Source organism: Paraburkholderia sp. BCC1886 (genome assembly GCF_900996245.1).
Taxonomy (GTDB): Bacteria; Pseudomonadota; Gammaproteobacteria; order Burkholderiales; family Burkholderiaceae; genus Paraburkholderia.
Genome location: NZ_CAAJGK010000085.1, coordinates 14347 through 34588 on the forward strand (window position 1 = coordinate 14347; position 20242 = coordinate 34588).

17 protein-coding genes are annotated in these 20242 nt (G+C 63.5%); 6 read left to right on the forward strand and 11 right to left on the reverse strand.

Translation table 11 applies throughout. The annotated features are described in order from the left end of the window. Window positions 1-102 precede the first annotated feature (102 nt). From dnaG to FQ746_RS26765, 3 genes are all read right to left on the reverse strand, one after another. Complete coding sequence (gene dnaG / locus FQ746_RS26755; RefSeq protein ID WP_144112806.1) at window positions 103-1986, reverse strand: DNA primase; 1884 nt, start codon at window positions 1984-1986, stop codon at window positions 103-105. 78 nt (window positions 1987-2064) lie between these two features. Further along, entirely contained in the window at window positions 2065-2511 is a 447-nt protein-coding gene (locus tag FQ746_RS26760; protein ID WP_144112807.1) for a GatB/YqeY domain-containing protein, read from the reverse strand. Between the two features lie 390 nt (window positions 2512-2901). After that, window positions 2902-4119 (reverse strand): NAD(P)/FAD-dependent oxidoreductase, encoded by a 1218-nt coding sequence (locus FQ746_RS26765; protein WP_144112808.1) that lies wholly within the window; start codon window positions 4117-4119, stop codon window positions 2902-2904. A 175-nt stretch (window positions 4120-4294) separates the two neighbouring features. On the opposite strand from FQ746_RS26765, the gene tsaD reads away from it, so the two are divergent. Next, complete coding sequence (gene tsaD / locus FQ746_RS26770) at window positions 4295-5323, forward strand: tRNA (adenosine(37)-N6)-threonylcarbamoyltransferase complex transferase subunit TsaD (protein ID WP_144112809.1); 1029 nt, start codon at window positions 4295-4297, stop codon at window positions 5321-5323. A 67-nt stretch (window positions 5324-5390) separates the two neighbouring features. Here the strand turns inward: tsaD and folE2 are convergent, their stop codons facing one another. The 4 genes from folE2 to FQ746_RS26790 form a co-directional block, all read right to left on the reverse strand. Continuing rightward, window positions 5391-6197, reverse strand: coding sequence for a GTP cyclohydrolase FolE2 (gene folE2 / locus FQ746_RS26775; RefSeq protein ID WP_144112810.1), 807 nt, complete (start codon window positions 6195-6197; stop codon window positions 5391-5393). Between the two features lie 287 nt (window positions 6198-6484). Then, the gene (dxs, locus tag FQ746_RS26780) at window positions 6485-8392 is read right to left on the reverse strand and encodes a 1-deoxy-D-xylulose-5-phosphate synthase (RefSeq protein WP_144112811.1); all 1908 of its coding nucleotides are present in this window, start codon (window positions 8390-8392) and stop codon (window positions 6485-6487) included. An 85-nt stretch (window positions 8393-8477) separates the two neighbouring features. Beyond that, window positions 8478-9359 (reverse strand): polyprenyl synthetase family protein, encoded by an 882-nt coding sequence (locus FQ746_RS26785; protein WP_144112812.1) that lies wholly within the window; start codon window positions 9357-9359, stop codon window positions 8478-8480. Beyond that, entirely contained in the window at window positions 9356-9727 is a 372-nt protein-coding gene (locus FQ746_RS26790) for an exodeoxyribonuclease VII small subunit (RefSeq protein ID WP_144112813.1), read from the reverse strand. The genes FQ746_RS26785 and FQ746_RS26790 overlap by 4 nt, the downstream gene beginning before the upstream one ends. Before the next feature lie 297 nt (window positions 9728-10024). Between FQ746_RS26790 and FQ746_RS26795 the strand changes: the two genes are divergently transcribed. Together FQ746_RS26795 and FQ746_RS26800 are read left to right on the forward strand one after the other, a co-directional pair. Further along, the gene (locus FQ746_RS26795; RefSeq protein ID WP_144112814.1) at window positions 10025-11131 is read left to right on the forward strand and encodes an aromatic ring-hydroxylating oxygenase subunit alpha; all 1107 of its coding nucleotides are present in this window, start codon (window positions 10025-10027) and stop codon (window positions 11129-11131) included. Between the two features lie 128 nt (window positions 11132-11259). Then, window positions 11260-12129: a sulfurtransferase gene (locus FQ746_RS26800; protein ID WP_144112815.1), complete on the forward strand. Its 870-nt coding sequence runs from the start codon at window positions 11260-11262 to the stop codon at window positions 12127-12129. 77 nt (window positions 12130-12206) lie between these two features. Here FQ746_RS26800 and FQ746_RS26805 read toward each other — a convergent pair whose 3' ends face one another. From FQ746_RS26805 to polA, 3 genes are all read right to left on the reverse strand, one after another. Further along, window positions 12207-13079, reverse strand: a complete 873-nt coding sequence (locus FQ746_RS26805) for a dienelactone hydrolase family protein (protein ID WP_144112816.1) — start codon at window positions 13077-13079, stop codon at window positions 12207-12209. Window positions 13080-13173: 94 nt separating this feature from the next. Beyond that, window positions 13174-14523: an NAD(P)/FAD-dependent oxidoreductase gene (locus FQ746_RS26810; RefSeq protein WP_144112817.1), complete on the reverse strand. Its 1350-nt coding sequence runs from the start codon at window positions 14521-14523 to the stop codon at window positions 13174-13176. 62 nt (window positions 14524-14585) lie between these two features. Beyond that, window positions 14586-17351, reverse strand: a complete 2766-nt coding sequence (polA, locus tag FQ746_RS26815; RefSeq protein ID WP_144112818.1) for a DNA polymerase I — start codon at window positions 17349-17351, stop codon at window positions 14586-14588. Window position 17352: 1 nt separating this feature from the next. On the opposite strand from polA, the gene FQ746_RS26820 reads away from it, so the two are divergent. Then, window positions 17353-18096 carry a TIGR00730 family Rossman fold protein gene (locus tag FQ746_RS26820; RefSeq protein WP_144112819.1) on the forward strand — a complete coding sequence of 248 codons (744 nt, stop codon included), beginning with the start codon at window positions 17353-17355 and terminating at the stop codon, window positions 18094-18096. Between the two features lie 33 nt (window positions 18097-18129). On the opposite strand, the gene FQ746_RS26825 is transcribed toward FQ746_RS26820, so the two are convergent. Next, the gene (locus FQ746_RS26825; RefSeq protein WP_144112820.1) at window positions 18130-19047 is read right to left on the reverse strand and encodes a transcriptional regulator GcvA; all 918 of its coding nucleotides are present in this window, start codon (window positions 19045-19047) and stop codon (window positions 18130-18132) included. Between the two features lie 96 nt (window positions 19048-19143). Here FQ746_RS26825 and FQ746_RS26830 point away from each other — a divergent pair, with 96 nt between their 5' ends. Then, a complete protein-coding gene (locus tag FQ746_RS26830) occupies window positions 19144-19713 on the forward strand; it encodes a chromate transporter (protein WP_144112821.1) in 570 nt (189 codons plus the stop codon). Further along, complete coding sequence (locus FQ746_RS26835; RefSeq protein ID WP_144112822.1) at window positions 19710-20237, forward strand: chromate transporter; 528 nt, start codon at window positions 19710-19712, stop codon at window positions 20235-20237. The genes FQ746_RS26830 and FQ746_RS26835 overlap by 4 nt, the downstream gene beginning before the upstream one ends. The last annotated feature ends 5 nt before the right edge of the window (window positions 20238-20242 follow it).

Below are 20242 nucleotides of genomic sequence, written 5' to 3' on the forward strand. Positions count from 1 at the left end.
ATTGTACCACCCGGGTTTCCGTCTCCCCGCTTGCGGGCCTAGGTGCAAGCCCGCCCTGGAACCTGCCTTTCAGCCCGTTTCAGTGCCCGCTCATCGACCCATTTACAGGCCGAGCTGGCGCTTCATGTCGGCCCGTTTGCGATTGAGGTCCGAGAGTTCCGCGAACTCCTCCGGCGTGTGCCGGGATTGCCGGGAAAGCTGCTCGAGACGGTCGCAATAAGCGTCGTACCGCATCTTCAGAATCGCCGCCTTCAATTCCTCGCCGACGATCCGTTCCTGCTCGCGCCGTTCCTCGATAACGGTCGCATCCTCCGGGTCTTTCAGCAGCAAATCCCGGACGTTTTCATCATAGTCTAGAATTTTGCGAAAGATTTCCTCGAAAGTTGGGGCATTTGCGCCATTTCGCAATAGGTCCGACAGCAACTGGAATTCCGCCGAATCGCCCAAGGCACGCGCATGCGTGGTCACTTCCTCGAAGAGTTCGCCGTGCCGGGTGACGGTTAGCAATGCCTGCTCCGCCTCGTCGTCGAGCACGCCGACCGTGCGCGGGTACATCACCAGATTGCGCAGCGTCTTCTCTTCGATGCCGGTCACGCTGCGGCGGTCTTTACGCGCCGGCGCCGCACGGGCCGCGGCGGCGATTCGCGAGTCGACTTCGCACAGCGAGGCCACCTCGTCGAACGGCACATCCAGCCGGTCGGCGAACATGTGCATGATCTGCGCGCGCAATGCGTTGGCGGGCAAGGCCTGCAGCAACGGCTTGGCGTCGAACAACGCCCGCGCCCGACCTTCCGGCTGGTCCAGCTCCTTGCCCGTCAGCACCTCGTTCAGCATGAACTGCGACAGCGGCATCGCGCGCTCGACCTGCTCGGCGAAACCCTCGGTGCCGAATTCGCGCACATAGCTGTCCGGATCGTGCTCGGACGGCAAAAACAGGAACCGGATGGTCCGGTTGTCCGCCGCGTGCGGCAAGCAGGCGTCCAGTGCGCGCCGCGCCGCGCGCCGGCCGGCCGAGTCGCCGTCGAAGCTGAAAATGACCGTATCGGTCTGGCGCATCAGCTTTTGCACGTGAACCGGCGTGCAGGCCGTGCCGAGCGTGGCGACCGCGTTCTGAAACCCCAACTGGGCCAGCGCAACCACGTCCATGTAGCCTTCGACCACCAGCACGTAATGCTGTTCGCGGATCGCAAGGCGTGCTTCGAACAGCCCGTACAGTTCACTGCCCTTGTTAAATAGAGGCGTTTCCGGCGAATTCAAATACTTGGGCTCGCCGCCGTCCAGTACGCGTCCGCCGAAGCCGATGACCTGGCCCTTGACATTGCGGATCGGGAACATGATCCGCTCGCGAAAGCGGTCGTAGCGGCGATTCTGCCCCTGCGCGTCGGCTTTTTCGCTGACGATCACCAGACCGGATTCGACCAGCGCATCGTCCCGATAGTTCGGAAAAGCGGGTTCGAGGTTCTGCCAGCCGTCCGGCGCGTAACCGAGTCCGAATCGGGCCGCGATCTCGCCGGTCAAACCGCGTTTCTTCAGATACTGGATCGCGACGGGCGCGCCGCGCAATTGCTTGCGGTAGAAGTCGCAGGCGGTTTGCATCACCTCGGACAGCGCCGTGGTGACCGCCCTGGAGGCCGCCGGCGCATAGCCGCCCGAACCGCCCCCGCCGCCGCCCCCGCCCCCATAGCCCGGCGACGGCTCGTTCGGCACGGTGAGACCGACCGATTGCGCGAGTTCGTTGACCGCCTCGGGAAACGATGAGCCGACATGTTCCATCAGAAAGCCGATGGCGGTCCCGTGCGCGCCGCAGCCGAAGCAGTGATAGAACTGCTTGGTCGGGCTGACGGTGAAAGACGGGCTTTTCTCGTTATGGAACGGACAGAGCCCCATGAAGTTCGCGCCGCCCTTCTTCAACTGCACATACCGGCCGACCACGTCGACGATATCGACGCGGTTGAGCAGGTCCTGCAGAAATGACGGAGGAATCACGGTAAATGACGCAACCTGAAAAGCTCGAACCGCGACGCGCCGCCAGAAGCGGCATGGGGAGTTCGAAAAATACGGGAATTACTTCGTCAACGCGGCTTTGACCAGCGCGGAGACGGCGGTCATGTCGGCGCGACCGGCCAGCTTCGGCTTGAGCACGCCCATCACCTTGCCCATGTCCTGCGGACCGGCTGCGCCGGTTTGCGCGACCGCGGCCTGCACTTCGGCGGCGATGTCCGCGTCGGACAGTTGCTCCGGCATGTACGCCACGAGAATGGCCAGCTCGGCCTTTTCCTTGTCCGCCAGATCCGTGCGGCCGGCGGCTTCGAACTGGCTGATGGAGTCCTTGCGCTGCTTGATCATCTTGTCGACCACGGCGGTGATGGCCGTGTCGTCGAGCGTGATGCGTTCATCGACTTCGCGTTGCTTGATCGCGGCCAGCAGCAGGCGGATCGTGCCGAGACGCTCGGTTTCACGCGCCCGCATGGCGGCTTTCATATCGTCATTGATCTGATCTTTGAGACTCATGATTCACCCGAATGCGTTGGAATTTGAAAAAACCGCCGGCGGACCGCATCGACACGCTGAACACGAACGCCCGCTTGGGACAGCTTCCTCAAGCGGGTTGGCACGATGTGCGCGACTTGCGTAATGGATGCGACCCGGCCGACTGACCCGAAAAGGGCCGTGTTTTCCGCGCCGGCACATTGTTGCGCCGGCGCCGGTTGGATGCTGCTGCTCCGCTAAACCGGAACCGCGGCAACGCCAGAATCTGTAGAACTTTTGGGTGGTTTGCTAGCAGGCCGGCCGTTGCGTTTCACCACACCCGAACCGCTGCCATGCCCGCTTTCCTGTGGAAAACCGAACCTCGTGAAGGTTCAGGAGTATAGCAGAGCATGCCTGCAAAGCCATTGCGCGTCAGGCTGCCCGGGCGTACTCCGCGGCCGCCTGACCGGCCGCCACACCGGACGCCCACGCCCATTGAAAGTTGTAGCCGCCGAGCCAGCCTGTCACGTCTACCGCTTCGCCGACGAAGTACAGGCCGGCGGCACGCGCGCTCATCATCGTCGCCGAGGAGAGTTCGCGGGTGTCGACGCCGCCGCGCGTCACTTCCGCTTTCCGGTAGCCCTCGGTGCCGTTGGGCGTCAACGTCCAGCGCGACAGCGCCTCGCCAATACGCCGAAGCGTCTTGTCCGGCAAATCGGCCACGCGGGCATCGGCGGGAATCTGGTGGGTGTCCAGCCAGACATGAGCGAGCCGTTGCGGCACCCATTCCGCGAGCAGGTTGGCGATTTGCCGCTTCGTGCCGGTTTTGGCTTCCAGCAGCGCCGCCGTAGCGTCCCGCTCGGGCAGCAGGTCGATGTGAAGCGGCTCGCCCGGCTGCCAGTAACTCGAGATTTGCAGCACGCCGGGGCCTGACAGACCGCGGTGAGTCAGCAGCAGATCTTCGTTGAATTGCGCGACGGTTTTCCGGCTGCCGGTTGCGAGCTGCACTTCCAGCGAGACGCCGGATAGCGCCGAAAACGGCTCCCAGTCGGCGGCGGCAAACGTCAGAGGAACCAGCGCCGGCCGCGTGTCGATCAGTTTGTGGCCAAACTGTTTGGCGAGCCGGTACGCAAAGTCGGTGGCGCCGATCTTCGGGATCGACAGCCCGCCGGTCGCGACGATCAACGCGCGCGCGCCGATCGGCCCGGCGGGCGTGTCCAGCGTGAAGCGGTGCTCGGCGTCCTGCCGAACCTGGTCGACCGACAGCGGCATGCGCCACGCGACGCGCCCGGCGTCGCATTCGCGCTTCAGCACGTCGATGACCGCCTCGCTGGACTGGTCGCAGAACAACTGCCCCTTGTGCTTCTCGTGCCACGTCACGTGATGGCGCTTGAGCAAGTCCATGAAGTCGCGAGGCGTGTAACGCGCCAGCGCGGAACGGCAAAAATGCGGGTTAGCCGACAGGTAATTCGCCGGGCCGGCATGCAGATTGGTGAAGTTGCAACGGCCGCCGCCGGAGATGCGGATCTTTTCCGCGAGGCGCTCGGCGTGATCGATCAGCACGACCCGCGCGCCCGACTGGCCGGCCACGGCCGCGCACATCATGCCGGCTGCGCCCGCGCCGATTACCGCTATGTCAAAGGATTCCATGGGGCCGCATTGTACCTGCGCGTCCGCGGCGCTCTGGCCGCGCTGCTATACTTTCAGGCTTGTCTTTTCCGCTGCCCGGCCGCTGGAATCGCGGTTTCCTGCCATTTCCTGCGTTTGGCAGGACCGCGCCACGCTCGCTCAGTCCTCACTCACCGCTTACCAGGCATCGCGCACCATGCTCGTTCTCGGCATCGAAAGCTCCTGTGACGAAACCGGTCTCGCGCTCTACGACACAGAGCGCGGATTACTCGCGCACGCGCTGCATTCGCAAATTGCGATGCATCGGGAATACGGCGGCGTAGTCCCGGAACTGGCGTCGCGCGACCACATCCGGCGCGCGCTGCCGCTTCTGGAAGAAGTCATGGAGCGGGCCGGCACGGCACGCAGCGAGATCGACGCGATCGCCTATACGCAAGGCCCCGGGCTCGCGGGCGCGTTGCTGGTAGGCGCAAGTGTCGCCAACTCGCTGGCCATGGCCTGGGACAAACCGACGATCGGCATTCACCATCTCGAAGGGCATCTGCTGTCGCCGCTGCTGGTCGACGAGCCGCCGCCGTTTCCGTTCGTCGCCTTGCTGGTGTCCGGCGGCCATACGCAACTGATGCGCGTGACCGACGTCGGCGTCTACGAGACGCTCGGCGAGACGCTCGACGACGCCGCCGGCGAAGCCTTCGACAAAACCGCCAAGCTGCTCGGCCTCGGCTACCCGGGCGGCCCGGAAGTCTCGCGACTGGCCGAATCCGGCACACCGGGCGCAGTCGTGCTGCCGCGTCCGATGCTGCATTCCGGCGACCTCGATTTCAGCTTCAGCGGGCTGAAAACCGCCGTGCTCACGCAGGCGAAGAAGCTGGGCGGCGCAAATATCGGCGAGCAGGACAAAGCGGATCTGGCGCGCGGTTTCGTCGATGCCGCCGTCGACGTGCTGGCGGCCAAATCGCTGGCCGCACTCAAGCGCACCAAGCTGAACCGGCTGGTAGTCGCAGGCGGCGTCGGCGCGAACCGGCAACTGCGCGAGGCCCTCTCGGCGGCCGCGAAAAAGCGCAACTTCTACGTCCATTACCCCGATCTTTCGCTGTGCACCGACAACGGCGCGATGATCGCGCTTGCCGGCGCGTTGCGCCTGCAGCGCTGGCCGGAGCAGTCGGGCAAGGACTACGCATTCACCGTAAAGCCGCGCTGGGATTTGACCTCGCTGGCACGCTGAAATAGAAAAGCCGCCCGGTTTGAGCCGGGCGGCTTTTCAACGTGTACGACAGGCAAATTCCGCCCGCTCAAACCGCCCGCTTATCCCGCTCGATCACCGCATAGGCGCTGTGATTGTGAATCGACTCGAAGTTTTCGGCTTCGAGCACGTAAGCCACGATGCGTTCATCGGTATTCAGACGCTGCGCCACGTCGCGCACGAGGTCTTCCACGAACTTCGGGTTTTCATACGCGCGCTCGGTGACGAACTTCTCGTCGGGGCGCTTGAGCAAGCCCCACAGCTCGCACGACGCTTCTTCCTCGGCGATACGGATCAGTTCTTCCACGGCCACGTCGCCGGCCAGTTCGGCGTCGATCGTGACGTGCGAGCGCTGGTTGTGCGCGCCGTACTGCGAGATTTTCTTCGAGCACGGGCACAGGCTCGTTACCGGCACCAGCACTTTCAGAAACAGCCGTGTCGCGCCATTGCGGGTTTCGCCCGTCAGCGTGACTTCGTAGTCGAGCAGGCTTTGCACGCCCGACACCGGCGCGGTCTTGTTCACGAAATACGGGAACGACACTTCGATGCGCCCAGCCCCGGCTTCGAGCTTTGCCAGCATCTCGACGAGCAGCGTGCGGAAACTGGCCGGTTCGAGCGGCGCGTTGTTGCCCTCGAGCAGCGCGACGAAGCGCGACATATGCGTGCCCTTCTGGTCGGCGGGCAGATGCACGTCGAGGTTCCAGGTGCCGACCGTCGGTTGCGCTTCGCCGCCGGGCGTACGCACCGTCAGCGGATGACGCACGCCTTTGACGCCGACGCGCTGGATAGGAATCTGACGCGTGTCGGGCGTGCTCTGCACGTCGGGCATCACGAAGGCGGGGTTCATCTGGTTCATGGTTTTTGTCCTTTCGGGAAGACGCCGGGTCGTCCGGTTTTCCGCAGCTTGGGAGGCTGGCCGTACGCAACGTGACGGCCTGGCAACGCCCAGGTCAGGGAGAACGACGCCTGGCAACCGTGCGCGGCAGGCGATGGGCAGCGCGCGCAACGGCAAACGCCGGCCCCTGCCGGCGTCGGTCGATGAACCCGAAGGTTCATCGCGTCGAGATGGAGAAGTCGCTAGTCGACGCTGCTAGTCGACGTTCACAGCGATGACGTTAAAGACGACGCCGAACGCGCCCGCCATCAGGCGACGCGTTTCACCGTCGATTGACCAGCCAGTGCACCGCCGGTCAGAAAGCGCTCGCGAATCGAGCGGGCGATACCGGCCGCGTCGAGACCGCAGTCGGCGAGCAGTTTGGCCGGGTCGCCATGATCGATGAAGCGATCCGGCAAGCCCAGTTGCAGCACCGGTCGCGCGACGCCTTCGGCCAGCAGCGCTTCGACGCAAGCCGAACCCGCGCCGCCCATCACGCAGCCTTCTTCCACAGTGACGATGGCGTCGTGTGTCTCGGCCAGCTGGCGGACCAGCGCGGCGTCGAGCGGCTTCACGAAGCGCATGTTGGCCACCGTGGCGTCCAGTTGCTCGGCCGCAGCCAGCGACGGCGCGACCATCGTGCCGAACGCCAGAATCGCGATCCGCTTGCCGGCGGGCTGCGACGTCTCGCGACGGATCTCGCCTTTACCGAGCGGCAGCGCCGTCATCTGCTTGACGGTTGCCACGCCCGTACCGGCGCCGCGCGGATAGCGCACCGCCGTCGGATTCGGCTGCTGCAATGCCGTGTAGAGCATCTGACGGCATTCGTTTTCGTCCGATGCGGCCATCACCGTCATGTTCGGGATGCAGCGCAGGAACGCCAGATCGTAAGCGCCCGCATGCGTAGCGCCGTCCGCGCCGACCAGACCCGCCCGGTCGATCGCAAACACCACCGGCAGGTTTTGCAGCGCGACGTCGTGAATCAGCTGGTCGTAAGCGCGTTGCAGGAAGGTCGAGTAGATCGCGACCACCGGCTTCATGCCGTCCGCGGCGAGACCGCCGGCGAACGTCACCGCGTGCTGCTCGGCGATACCGACGTCGAAGTAACGCTCCGGGAAGCGCTTCTCGAATTCGACCATGCCCGAGCCTTCACGCATGGCCGGCGTGATACCGACCACACGCGGGTCCAGTTCGGCAGCGTCGCACAGCCATTCGCCGAACACCTGCGTGTAGGTTTTCTTCGACGGCGTGGTGGCCGGCTTGATCCCTTCGGCGGGATTGAACTTGCCCGGCCCGTGATACAGCACCGGATCGGCTTCGGCGAGCTTGTAGCCCTGGCCTTTCTTGGTGACCACGTGCAGGAATTGCGGACCGCGCAATTCCTTGATGTTCTGCAGCGTCGGGATCAGCGAATCGAGGTCGTGACCGTCGATCGGGCCGATGTAGTTGAAGCCGAACTCTTCGAACAGCGTGGCCGGCACGATCATGCCCTTCGCGTGTTCTTCGAGCTTGCGCGCCAGATCGAGCATGGGCGGCGCCACGCGCAGCACGCGTTCGACGCCGGCACGCGCCGCGGCATAAAAGCGGCCCGACATCAGACGCGCCAGATGGCGGTTCAACGCGCCGACCGGCGGCGAGATGGACATGTCGTTGTCGTTCAGGATGACCAGCAGCGGCACGTCGTCTTCGACGCCCGCGTTGTTCATGGCTTCGAAGGCCATGCCGGCGGTCATCGCGCCGTCGCCGATCACCGCGATGCCGGTGCGGTTCTCGCCCTTCAGCTTGCTGGCGATCGCCATGCCGAGCGCGGCCGAAATCGAGGTGCTCGAATGCGCGGTACCGAAGGTGTCGTACTCCGACTCGTCGCGCTTCGGGAAACCGGAGATGCCGCCGAACTGACGCAGCGTAGGCATCTGCTCGCGGCGACCCGTCAGGATCTTGTGCGGATAAGTTTGATGGCCCACGTCCCAGACGATCCGGTCACGCGGCGTGTCGAACACGTAGTGCAGCGCAATGGTCAACTCGACCGTGCCGAGGTTTGACGAAAGATGGCCGCCCGTCTGCGAGACGCTGTCGAGCACGAAAGCACGCAGCTCGTCGGCAAGCGGTTGCAATTGACGGCGATCGAGGCGGCGCAAGGCAGCCGGGTCGTCGATGGTTTTCAGCAAGTCGTACATCGTCGTTCCATTGTAGGAAAACTTACGCGCCCGCACTTCATACATGCGGCTCCTCGCGAAGCTGCAAGGCGGCGGGCTTTCGCGTTTAGCTGACCCGGTTCACCACCAGGTCGGCCAGTTCGGCCAGGCGCTGCGCCCGTGCGCCGAACGGCGCAATCGCAGCGTGGGCATCGGCGCGTAGTTGCGCTGCGAGCGCACGCGATGCCTCCAGACCAATGATAGATACGTAGGTCGGCTTGCCGTCCTTCGCATCTTTACCCGCCGTTTTGCCAAGCGTCGCGGAATCGGTCGTGACGTCGAGAATGTCGTCGACCACCTGAAACGCAAGACCGATTGCAGCGGCATAGGCGTCGAGCGCACGCATCGCGTCGGCATCCGGCGCTTCGCCCGCCAGCGCGCCCATGCGCACCGCGGCGCGCAGCAGCGCACCCGTCTTCATGCGATGCATGGTTTCCAGTTGCGCGCGCGACAGCGCGTGTCCCACGCTCGCGAGGTCGATAGCCTGACCGCCGCACATGCCGATCGAGCCGCTCGCCAACGCCAGTTCCCGCACCAGCGCAGCCTGTTGAACGAACGCCAGCACGTCCGATGTCAGCGCAACGAAAGCTTGCGATTGGAGCGCGTCGCCGACCAGCAGCGCCGTCGCTTCGTCATATTGAACGTGTACCGTGGGCTTGCCGCGACGCAACGCGTCGTCGTCCATGCAAGGCATGTCGTCGTGCACGAGCGAATACACGTGAATCATTTCCAGCGCGGCCGCCGCGGCGTCGAGACACTCGGCGCGCGCGCCGGTCAGCTCACCGGCCGCGTGGCACAGCAGCGGGCGCACCCGCTTGCCGCCGCCGAGCACCGCGTAACGCATGGCCTGATGCAACGTGGCCGGTTCGGTGGCCTCGGTGGGGAGGTAATGTTCCAGTGCCGCTTCGACGCGGTCCAGCGTCGAGCGTGTCCATTGTTCGAATGTCATAGGTCGTCCCCGCTGTCGGCAGCGGCTGTTGTGCCTGCGCTATTCACGGGCAGCGGCTTGAGCGTCTCGCCGTCGAGCACGCGGACCTGCTGCTCGACTTTTTCGAGCTGCTGCTGGCAGAAACCCACCAGAGCCGCACCGCGCCGATAGGCGGTGAGCGACTCTTCGAGGCTCAGATTGCCGCTCTCCATACGCGCCACCAGCCCTTCGAGTTCGGCCTGCGCGGCTTCGTAGTTTTCGGGCAAGCTCTCGGGCGACAGCGCGCTGTCGACGCCACCCGCGGACGCTGCAGGGGAATCTGCAGGGGAATCTGCAGTTGGGTCTGCGGTTGAGTCTGCAGTTGGGTCTTTCGACGCGGTCTTCGCCATGAATAGTCGCAAAATTAAAACAAGTCGGACATTCTACGGCAAAAGCGCCTTTTCCGATCCGCTCGCAGCCTTCCGCCTTACCGGCGCGCGGTTTGCCCGGGCACTCCGCCCCCGCAGTCTCGCAGAAAAAAATCTATTAGTCTGCGACGGAAGTCTCGAACTTTCTTGACATTTTTGACCCAAATCAGGCACTTAAGCGCCCCTGAAACGGGGAACCAGGTATAATCGCGGGCTCCCTAAATCGAATCTTCGATGGTTGGGTTGTTCACTGCTTTCACGTCTTCATCGGGAGTGGGAATGTCCAATCTGAGCAATGCATTGCAGTTGCGGTCTGTTCACAGCCAGCTGCCAGTCACGGCTTACTTTGACGAAGCGCTTCTTACGCGCGAAATCGACACCCTTTTCAAGAAAGGTCCTCGCTACATCGGCCACGATCTCATGGTGCCCGAAGCGGGAAATTATTTTGCTTTGCCTAGCGAGAGCGAAGGGCGTGTGCTCGTCCGTAACCAGCAGTCGCAGGTCGAACTGCTGTCGAACGTGTGCCGCCATCGGCAAGCCATCATGCTCAACGGCAGCGGCCGGACGGAGAATATCGTCTGTCCGCTGCATCGCTGGACGTACGATCTGAGCGGTCAGCTTCTCGGCGCTCCGCATTTCGCGGACAACCCGTGCCTCAATCTCGGCGCCACGCCGCTGCAGAACTGGCAAGGTCTGTTGTTCGAGGCCGAGGGTCGCGACGTCGCGCACGACCTCGCCCGCCTCGGCACCAAGCAGCATTTCGATTTTTCGGGCTTCATGTTCGATCACGTCGAAGTGCACGAGTGCAGCTACAACTGGAAGACGTTCATCGAGGTGTATCTCGAGGACTACCACGTCGCGCCGTTTCATCCGGGCCTGGGCAGCTTCGTCAATTGCGACGATCTGACGTGGGAATTCGGCGAGTGGTATAGCGTTCAGACCGTCGGCGTGCACAAGGATCTCGAGCAGCCGGGCAGCCCGACGTACCGCAAATGGCACGACGAAGTGCTGCGTTTTCGCGGCGGCAATCCGCCCGAATTCGGCGCGATCTGGATGGTGTACTACCCGGGCATCATGATCGAGTGGTATCCGCACGTGCTGGTCGTGTCGTGGCTGATTCCGCGCGGTCCGCAGCAAACCACCAATGTGGTCGAGTTCTATTACCCCGAGGAAATCGCGCTGTTCGAACGCGAGTTCGTCGAAGCCGAGCGCGCCGCCTATATGGAAACGGCGCGCGAAGACGACGAGATCGCCGAACGCATGGACGCAGGCCGCCGCGCGCTGATGAACCGCGGCGAATCGCAGGTCGGCCCGTATCAGAGCCCGATGGAAGACGGCATGCAGCATTTCCACGAGTTCTTGCGACGCGAACTCGGCGCGATCTGAGCCGCTTCGATTCAGGAAAGACGGACTTCGGTCCGTCTTTTTTTGTTTAGACTGACGGAATCGTTCGGCCATCGCCGGCGGCGACGAGCCGCGGGAACGGAGCCGTCATCGCCTGTTCAGGAGACATCATGCCCCACACTCACTACACCACCCTGATCTCCGCGGCCAATCTCGCGGAGCGTCTGAGCGCCGCGCCAGGCAGCGTCTTTCTGATCGATTGCCGGTTCGAACTGACGGACCCGGAGGCGGGCGAAAAAGCCTATCTGGCCGGGCATCTGCCGGGCGCACATTATCTGAATCTCGACCGCGACCTGTCGGGCCCGAAGACCGGTGCGAATGGCCGCCACCCGTTGCCGGATCGCGCACGGCTGGTCGAAACGCTCGAATCCCGCGGCCTCAAGCAAGGCCAGCAAGTGGTGGCCTACGATGCCCAGGGCGGCATGTACGCGGCCCGCGCGTGGTGGCTGTTGCGCTGGCTCGGTCACGATGCGGTGGCGCTGCTCGACGGCGGACTGCAGGCCTGGCAAGCGGCCGGTCAACCGCTCACACAGGATGCTCCTGCGCAAAACACCGGCGACTTCAAGGCCGGCGCGCCGCTCTCGGTGACGGTAGACGTGCAGACGGTCGAGCGCAATCTCGGCTCGAAGGAACGCGTCGTGGTCGACGCGCGCGCGAACGATCGATATCGAGGCGAGAACGAGACGCTGGACCGCGTGGGCGGCCATATTCCCGGCGCGCTCAACCGCTTCTTCAAGGACAACCTCACCGCCGACGGCCGCTTCAAGCCAGCTCATACATTGCGCGAAGAATTTCACGGCCTGCTGGCCGACACGCCGCCCGAACACGTTGTGCTGCAATGCGGCTCGGGCGTTACGGCCTGCGTGAATGCACTGGCGATGGAAATCGCCGGCCTGCACGGCGCGGCGTTATATGCGGGCTCGTGGAGCGAATGGAGCGCGGACCCGAAGCGTCCCGTCGCGACGGGCGCGAACCCATAACAGGTTAGTGGCAGCGGTGAGGCATTATCGTCAGCCTACGTCAGGCTGACGATACCAGGAGCATCACGACCCGACGCTCACGCCACTCCATGCTGCCTGAACCAAACCAGCGCGCGACGCCAGCCATCTTCCGCGTCGCCCTTCTTGTAACTCGGCCGGTAGTCGGCGAAGAAAGCATGGCCCGCGTCGTCGTACACGACGAATTGCGAGCCGCGTCCGGCTTGCGGACCTTGCGCGATCGCCTGCTTCATCTGCTCGAGCGTGTCTTGCGGAATGCTCTGGTCCTGCAGGCCGTATAAGCCCAGCACCGGCGCGTGCAGGTCGGCCACCTGATCGAGCGGATTGCTCGGCGTCATCGCGTTCTTCGCGCCGGTCACGCGGCCGTACCACGCCACGCCCGCTTTCAACTGCGGATTGTGCTCGGCATAGAGCCACGCAATCCGGCCGCCCCAACAGAACCCGTTCACGCCCAGCCGCTTCAGATCGCCGCCGTTCTGTCCGGCCCACGCGACGGTCGCGTCGAGATCGGCCAGCACCTGCTCGTCCGGCACCTTGCTGACCAGTTGTTCGTTGAGTTGCTGCATGCTCGTGTAGACCGTCGGGTCGCCTTCCCGCTCGTACAGATTCGGCGCGATCGCGAGATAACCCTGCTTGGCGAAACGACGGCACACGTCGGCGATATGTTCGTGCACGCCGAAAATCTCATGGACGACGATGATCACCGGCAGATGCGTCTTGCCCTTCGGCTGCGCGCGATACGCCGGCACCAGCGTGTCGCCGGAACGAACGGCGATCTCGCCGGCTTCGAGGCCGTCGCTATCGGTATGGATGGTTTGTGCGGAAACCGGCATGACAGCCGCGGCGAAGCCGGTGCCGAGTGCGGCTTTGATGAACGTACGGCGATTGAAGGGAACGTGCGGGACAAGGCTGTCGATCTCGGGTTTCAGCATGCGGCGCTCCTCGGGTGACGTTGGAGGCAACAGGATACGCCTCAACCGTATCCCGTTGCACATGCCACCTTGTCGACGATGCTGGCCGAAAAACTCAGTGCAGCTTGACGCGCGGTAGCGTGGTACGCCGCAACCAGTGCGCGACCGTATCGAGCATCATGCGCGCGTAGCCATGCAACGCGGCGATATGCAGCCGGTACAGCGACATGTACATGAAGCGCGCGAACAGCCCTTCGATCAGCATATTGCCGCCGATCACCCCGCCCATCAGATTGCCGACTGCGCTGAAGTGGCCGAGCGACACCAGCGAACCGAAGTCGCGGTAGGTGAATTCCGGCAGCGGCTGGTTATCGAGCCGCGCGGTGAGCGCCTTCAGCAAAAACGTGGACTGCTGGTGCGCCGCCTGCGCGCGCGGCGGCACGTTGCGTTCGTTGCCCGGCCACGGGCACGCGGCACAATCGCCGAGCGCGAATACGTTGTCGTCGATTTCGGTTTGCAGCGTGCGCCGCACGGTGAGTTGACCGAGACGATTCACCGGCAAGCCGTCGAGTTGACTCAGAATGGCCGGCGCCCGGATGCCCGCCGCCCACACCGTCAGATCGGCCCGCACCGTATGGCCGCTCGCGGTGCGGATGATGCCGGGTGCGACTTCGGCCACCGTTTCACCGGTCATCAGCTTCACGCCGAGTTTGGTGAGCAGTTCCGCGGTCGCCGTCGACACGCGTTCCTGCAAAGCCGGCAGGATGCGCGGCCCTGCTTCGATCAGCACGATGCCGACGTCATGTTTTGGATCGAGCTTGTGCAGCCCATACGCGGACAACACCTGCGCCGTATTGCGCAACTCGGCCGACAGTTCGACGCCGGTCGCACCGCCGCCGACAATCGCGACCTGAATGCGCGGCTCGGTAGAAACCGACGTGGACACAGCCGCCTCCACCGGTTCATGCACCTGGAGATCGGCGCGAATACAGGCTGCGATAAGCCGCTTGCGAAAGCGCTCCGCCTGACTGACCGTGTCGAGCGCCAGAGAGAATTCCGGCGCGCCCTTCACGCCGAAGAACGCCGTCGTGCTGCCGATCGCGATGACCAGCGTGTCGTATTCCAGCTCACGTTCAGGTAATAACTCGGCGCCGTCCTCGTCGGGCACCGCGCCGATCGTGAGACGACGCTTCGCACGGTCCAGCCCGATCAGTTCGCCCTGCTGGAACTCGAAACCATGCCAGCGCGCCTGCGCCGCATACTCCAGTTCCTGCGTGAACGGGTCCATGCTGCCGGCCGCGACTTCATGCAGCAGCGGTTTCCAGATATGCGTCGGGTTACGGTCGACGAGCGTGACCTGCGCTCGCACATTGCCTTTGTTCTTATGAGGCGCGTAACGATCGCCTAGACGTGTTGCCAGTTCCAGACCACCTGCGCCCCCGCCAACGACGATAAATCGATGCATCGAACTCTCCCGTGTATGCCGACGTGTCGTGCATGGCACGAAGCACAGCGCGTTCCAGCAGGTTAATGCGCCTCCTCCCAATTCAAACCGGCGCCGACTTCGGCCACCAGTGGCACCTTCAACGATGCGACGCCGCACATCAGTTCCGGCAGACGCTGACGCACTTCGGACAGTTCGGCGTCCGGCACTTCGAGAATCAGTTCGTCGTGCACCTGCATGATCATGCGCGTGCCAATCTTCGAGGCTTCGATCCAGTCCTGCACGGCGATCATCGACAGCTTGATGAGGTCGGCCGCGGTGCCTTGCATCGGCGCGTTGATGGCCGCGCGCTCCGCTCCCTGGCGGCGCGGTCCGTTGCCGCCGTTGATCTCCGGCAACCACAGGCGCCGGCCGAAAGCGGTTTCCACGTAGCCCTTCGCTTTCGCGCTCAGACGGGTTTCGTCCATGTAACGCGCGACGCCCGGGTAACGAGCGAAGTAACGGTCGATATACAGCTTGGCCGCATCGCGCGTAATGCCGAGATTCGCCGCCAACCCGAACGCGCTCATGCCGTAGATCAACCCGAAGTTGATGACCTTGGCGACGCGCCGCTGGTCGTTCGATACTTCGAGCGGAGTAACGCTGAAAATTTCGGCCGCGGTCGCGCGGTGAATGTCCTCGCCTTGCGAGAACGCGCGCAGCAACGACTCGTCGCCGGAAATGTGCGCCATGATCCGCAACTCGATTTGCGAGTAATCGGCGGACACGAGCTTGTGACCCGGCGGCGCGATGAACGCCTCACGAATGCGGCGGCCCTCGCCGGTGCGCACGGGAATGTTCTGCAGGTTCGGCTCGTTCGACGACAATCGCCCCGTCACCGCCACGGCCTGCGCATAGTTCGTATGCACCCGCCCCGTGTTGGCGTTGACCATACGCGGCAACTTGTCGGTGTAGGTCGACTTCAGCTTGGACAGCCCGCGGTGCTCGAGCAGAATCTTCGGCAGCGGATAATCTTCGGCGAGCTTTTGCAGCACTTCTTCGTCGGTGGACGGCGCGCCGCTCGGGGTTTTCTTGACCACCGGCAACTCGAGCTTCTCGAAGAAAATCTGCCCGATCTGCTTGGGCGAACCGAGATTGAATTCGCCGCCGGCCAGTACGTAGGCCTCGCTCTCCAGCTGAATCAGACGCGTGGCGATTTCACTGCTTTGCGCGCGCAGCTTCTCCGAGTCGATCAATACGCCGGTGCGTTCCATCTTGCGCAGCACGCGTGAAGTCGGCACCTCGATCTTGCTGTACACGTAATCCAGCGTCTTTTCGGCCGTGACTTGCGGGTACAGCGCGAGATGCAGACGCAAGGTGATGTCGGCGTCTTCCGCTGCGTATTCCGCGGCGATGTCCAGCGCGACCTCGTCGAAACCGATTTGCGACGCGCCCTTGCCCGCCACTTCTTCGTACTTGATCGTCTTGATGCCGAGATGGCGCAGCGCGAGGCTGTCCATGTCGTGCGTGCGATGCGATTCGACCACGTACGATTGCAGCAGCGTGTCGTGTTCGATACCCCGCATCTCGATGCCGTAATTCGCGAGCACCTGTTCGTCGTATTTCAGATGCTGGCCGACCTTCTTGTGTTCCGCGCTTTCGAGCCACGGCTTGATTCTGGCGAGCACCTCGTCGCGCGGCAGTTGCACGGGCGCGTCCGGGCCGCGATGCGCGAGCGGCACATAAGCCGCATGACCCGGTTGCACCGACAAGGACAGACCGACGATCTGCGCGGTCATCGGATCGAGCGAGGTGGTCTCGGTGTCGAACGAAGTCAGTTCGGCCGCCTCGATTTTTGCGAGCCACGCGTCGAACTGTTCCCACGTCTGCACGGTTTCGTAGTGGCGTTCATGGTCGACCGACAGCGCAGGCGGCACGTCCGTTTCCGGACCCTCCACGGCGTCTGCGATTTCCACTTCGCGCAGCCAGGTTTTGAAGCCGTGCCGCGCGAACACGTCGCGCAGTTCTTCGCGCGACTCCGGCCGGCTTTGCAGACTTTCTTCGATCGACACGATATGGTCGGTGAGATCGCAATGGCGATCGACAGTGACGAGTTTTTTCGCCATCGGCAGGAAATCGAGCGCACGTCGCAGATTGTCTCCTACCGCACCTTTGATCTCGTCGGCATGTGCGACGATGCCATCTAGCGTTTCGAATTGCGTGAGCCATTTGATGGCTGTTTTAGGCCCGCATTTGTCGACGCCCGGCACGTTGTCGACGGTGTCGCCGATCAACGACAGATAGTCGATGATGCGCTCGGGCGGCACGCCGAACTTGGCGAGCACGCCGGCACGATCGAGCTTTTCGTTCGTCATCGTATTGATGAGGGTGACATGATCCGACACGAGCTGCGCCAGATCCTTGTCACCGGTCGACACGATCACGTTCATGCCGCGCTTTTCTGCCGCAGTGCTGAGCGTGCCGATCACGTCGTCGGCTTCGACGCCTTCGATCATCAGCAACGGCCAGCCGAGCGCGCGCACGGCCACGTGAATGGGTTCGATTTGCCGCGACAGGTCGTCGGGCATCGACGGACGGTTCGCCTTGTAGTCCGCGTACCAGTCGTCGCGAAACGTTTTGCCCTTGGCGTCGAACACGCACGCGCTATACTCTGCCGTGACTTCCTTGCGCATGCGCCGTAGCATGTTGATCATTCCATACAGCGCGCCCGTCGGCCCACCTTCGGGTCCACGCAGATCAGGCATCGCATGGTAGGCCCGGTACAGATAACTCGAACCGTCGACCAACAGCAGGGTCTTTCCTTCCAGCTCAGTTCCCAGCTTAGATTCCAGGACTCGTTCTTCAGGCATTATGACTAAGAGAAAAGTGATTCCGAGTCTGCGATCACTCGCAGATCAAGAGCGCGCGACAGCCAAGAAGGCCCGCGCATCGTGGCAGATGTTCACGATTATGGCAGAGTTTATCGAGGCGACCGAGTACCTCTCGGAGATTCGTCCGGCCGTCAGCATTTACGGTTCAGCACGTTTGAAACCGACTTCGCCGTACTACAAACTCGCTGCGAAAATCGCCCGCAAACTGTCTGACGCGGGCTTCGCGGTCATCTCCGGCGGCGGCCCCGGCATCATGGAAGCGGCCAATAAAGGCGCGCATGCGGGCAAGGCGCCGTCGGTCGGTCTGAACATCGAATTGCCGCACGAGCAGTCGGGTAATCAGTGGCAGGACATCTCGCTGCGCTTCCGCCATTTCTTCACGCGCAAAGTCACGTTCGTGAAGAACTCGGACGCGGTCATCGTCATGCCGGGCGGCTTCGGTACGCTCGACGAACTGGCCGAAGTGCTCACGCTCATTCAAACCAAGAAGTCGCGCCACGTACCGATCATTCTGGTGGGCGCCGAGTTCTGGGAAGGCTTGCTAGACTGGTTCAAGAACTCGCTTACGCCAATGGGCCTCATCAATCCGGCCGACATGGACCTGATGCAGGTCATCGACGATCCGGACCAGGTGCTCGAAGCGGTGCTGAAGTTCTACGAAGACCGCGAAGAAGCCGAGCCGCAACCGGCCAAGTCCGACGACGACCGGATGTTTTATCTGTAATGCTTTCGCAGTAGAACTGCAACGGTTTGACTGTCAACGGGCGTCCGGAAGGTCGCCCGTTTTCGTTTGCGCGGTCTGATCGCCCTGTGTTTGCAGCCACTCGCAGAACAGCGCCACCAACGGCGCATGCGCGACCTCACGCCGCGCCACCCACCAGTAACCGCGCGCATCCACACGCGGCCCCGGCAACGGCATGACCAGCCGGCCGGAGGCCAGTTCGTCGGCCAGCATCGGCAATGGACCGAGCGCGACGCCCAGTCCGTCCACCGCCGCCTGTAACGCCAGATAGAAGTGATCGAACGACTGCTTCTTGCGGCATCTAACGTTGACGCCCGCCGCCGTGAGCCAGTGACTCCACGCGTCCGGCCGCGTATCCGAATGCAGCAACACATGCCGCGCCAGATCGTCCGCGCTATGAATCGGCAGACGTTGCAGCAGCGCGGGACTGCATACGGGCACTTCGCTTTCGCCGAGAAAATGGCCGCTCACGCAATTCGGCCAATGCGCGGGGCCGCGCCGCACGGCTACGTCGAAACTGTCCAGCGTCTCGACCGGCGCGTTCGATGTAGACAGCCGCAACTCCACGTTCGGCACCTTGCGCTGGAACTGATGCAAGCGCGGCAGCAGCCATTTCATCGCGAAGGTCGGCAAGGCGCTCACACGTAACACCTGGATCACGCCCGTATCGCGCAGTTGATCCGTGGCGAGCGCAATGCTGTCGAACGCGGCCTGCACGGTCGACAGATAGCGACGACCGTCGTCGGTCAGCCGCACGCGTTTGCCGCGCCGCTGGAACACCTGCACGCCGAGCCAGATTTCAAAGGCCGCCACCTGCCGGCTGATTGCACCATGCGTCACATGCAGTTCGTTGGCGGCGGCGGTGAAACTCTCATGCCGCGCGGCGGCTTCGAAGGCGCGTAGCGCCGGAAAGGGAGGGAGATTTCGCGCCATGCTTGTGATTCTAAGTCACAAGGGCGGGCGCAAAAATCGTTTTGTGCGCGAGCCGTTCGGCGCTACCCTCCTGAGCTTGAATAAAAAGCTGGCCATATGAACCACGAACTCCCCTCCTCCGAGCCCGATCTGGCGCCCACCCCCACGTCGCAGCAGATCTTCGCCGGCTTTCTCGGCCTCGGGCTGATTTCTTTTGGCGGTGCCCTGCCGCTTGCGCGGCGCGCGCTGGTCGAACAGCGCCGCTGGCTGAGCGCCGAGGAATTCACCGATCTGCTCGGTCTGTGCCAATTCCTGCCGGGCGGCAACATCATCAATCTGTCGGTGGCGATCGGCATGCGCTTTCAGGGCATTCGCGGCGCGCTGGCCGGTCTGCTCGGGCTGATTGCCGGGCCGTCGCTCGTCGTCATCGGACTGGGCGTGCTCTACGAACATACGCAGAACGACCCGCACGTGCGCCATCTGTTTGCCGGTCTGGCCGCCGCCGCAGCGGGCCTGCTGATCTCGATGGCGGTGAAAATCGTGCTGCCGTTGCGCCGCAAACCGCTCGGCATGCTGATCGCGGTGCTGGGTTTCGTCGCAATCGCCGTGCTGCGCTGGCCGTTGCTGCCGACCATGCTGGTCCTGACGCCGCTCAGCATCTATATCGCTTCGAGGAGCGCCAGATGACCCACACCCTGCTCGCGCTCGCGATTATTTTCAGTCAGCTTTCGTTGCTGGCGTTCGGTGGCGGCAACACGATTCTTCCGGAGATGCAGCGGCAGGTCGTAACCGTGCATCACTGGATGCCGGCCAGCGAATTCAGCGCGCTGTTCGCGTTGGCGCAGGCCGCGCCCGGGCCCAATCTGATGATCGTTACCCTGGTCGGCTGGCACGTGGCCGGCTGGGCCGGGATGCTCGTGACATCGGTGGCGAAGTTCGGGCCGTCGTCGATCGTGACGGTTCTCGCGCTGCACGCCTGGGACCGATTCAAGGACCGCCCGTGGCGGCGCTGGGCGCAACTGGGTCTGGTGCCGGTGACCTCGGGCATCGTCGCCGCGAGCGCGGCGCTGATTGCCCAAGCCTCCGACCCGACGGCTATTGCGTGGGCTATCACCGCGTTCACCGCCGCGATGGCGTCGAAGACGCGGATTCACCCACTGTGGTTGCTGGCCGCCGGCAGCCTGATCGGCCTGACGGGTTTCGGCCAGTAGCGAGC

What these genes read in the sequence shown, in the direction of transcription:
- FQ746_RS26795 (WP_144112814.1), top strand. Translation starts at nt 10,025, where the DNA reads ATGTCCAATCTGAGCAATGCATTGCAGTTGCGGTCTGTTCACAGCCAG.
- FQ746_RS26790 (WP_144112813.1), bottom strand. Translation starts at nt 9,727, where the DNA reads ATGGCGAAGACCGCGTCGAAAGACCCAACTGCAGACTCAACCGCAGAC.
- polA (WP_144112818.1), bottom strand. Translation starts at nt 17,351, where the DNA reads ATGCCTGAAGAACGAGTCCTGGAATCTAAGCTGGGAACTGAGCTGGAA.
- FQ746_RS26760 (WP_144112807.1), bottom strand. Translation starts at nt 2,511, where the DNA reads ATGAGTCTCAAAGATCAGATCAATGACGATATGAAAGCCGCCATGCGG.
- FQ746_RS26765 (WP_144112808.1), bottom strand. Translation starts at nt 4,119, where the DNA reads ATGGAATCCTTTGACATAGCGGTAATCGGCGCGGGCGCAGCCGGCATG.
- FQ746_RS26835 (WP_144112822.1), top strand. Translation starts at nt 19,710, where the DNA reads ATGACCCACACCCTGCTCGCGCTCGCGATTATTTTCAGTCAGCTTTCG.
- FQ746_RS26800 (WP_144112815.1), top strand. Translation starts at nt 11,260, where the DNA reads ATGCCCCACACTCACTACACCACCCTGATCTCCGCGGCCAATCTCGCG.
- FQ746_RS26810 (WP_144112817.1), bottom strand. Translation starts at nt 14,523, where the DNA reads ATGCATCGATTTATCGTCGTTGGCGGGGGCGCAGGTGGTCTGGAACTG.
- tsaD (WP_144112809.1), top strand. Translation starts at nt 4,295, where the DNA reads ATGCTCGTTCTCGGCATCGAAAGCTCCTGTGACGAAACCGGTCTCGCG.
- FQ746_RS26785 (WP_144112812.1), bottom strand. Translation starts at nt 9,359, where the DNA reads ATGACATTCGAACAATGGACACGCTCGACGCTGGACCGCGTCGAAGCG.
- FQ746_RS26820 (WP_144112819.1), top strand. Translation starts at nt 17,353, where the DNA reads ATGACTAAGAGAAAAGTGATTCCGAGTCTGCGATCACTCGCAGATCAA.
- FQ746_RS26805 (WP_144112816.1), bottom strand. Translation starts at nt 13,079, where the DNA reads ATGCTGAAACCCGAGATCGACAGCCTTGTCCCGCACGTTCCCTTCAAT.
- dxs (WP_144112811.1), bottom strand. Translation starts at nt 8,392, where the DNA reads ATGTACGACTTGCTGAAAACCATCGACGACCCGGCTGCCTTGCGCCGC.
- folE2 (WP_144112810.1), bottom strand. Translation starts at nt 6,197, where the DNA reads ATGAACCAGATGAACCCCGCCTTCGTGATGCCCGACGTGCAGAGCACG.
- FQ746_RS26825 (WP_144112820.1), bottom strand. Translation starts at nt 19,047, where the DNA reads ATGGCGCGAAATCTCCCTCCCTTTCCGGCGCTACGCGCCTTCGAAGCC.
- FQ746_RS26830 (WP_144112821.1), top strand. Translation starts at nt 19,144, where the DNA reads ATGAACCACGAACTCCCCTCCTCCGAGCCCGATCTGGCGCCCACCCCC.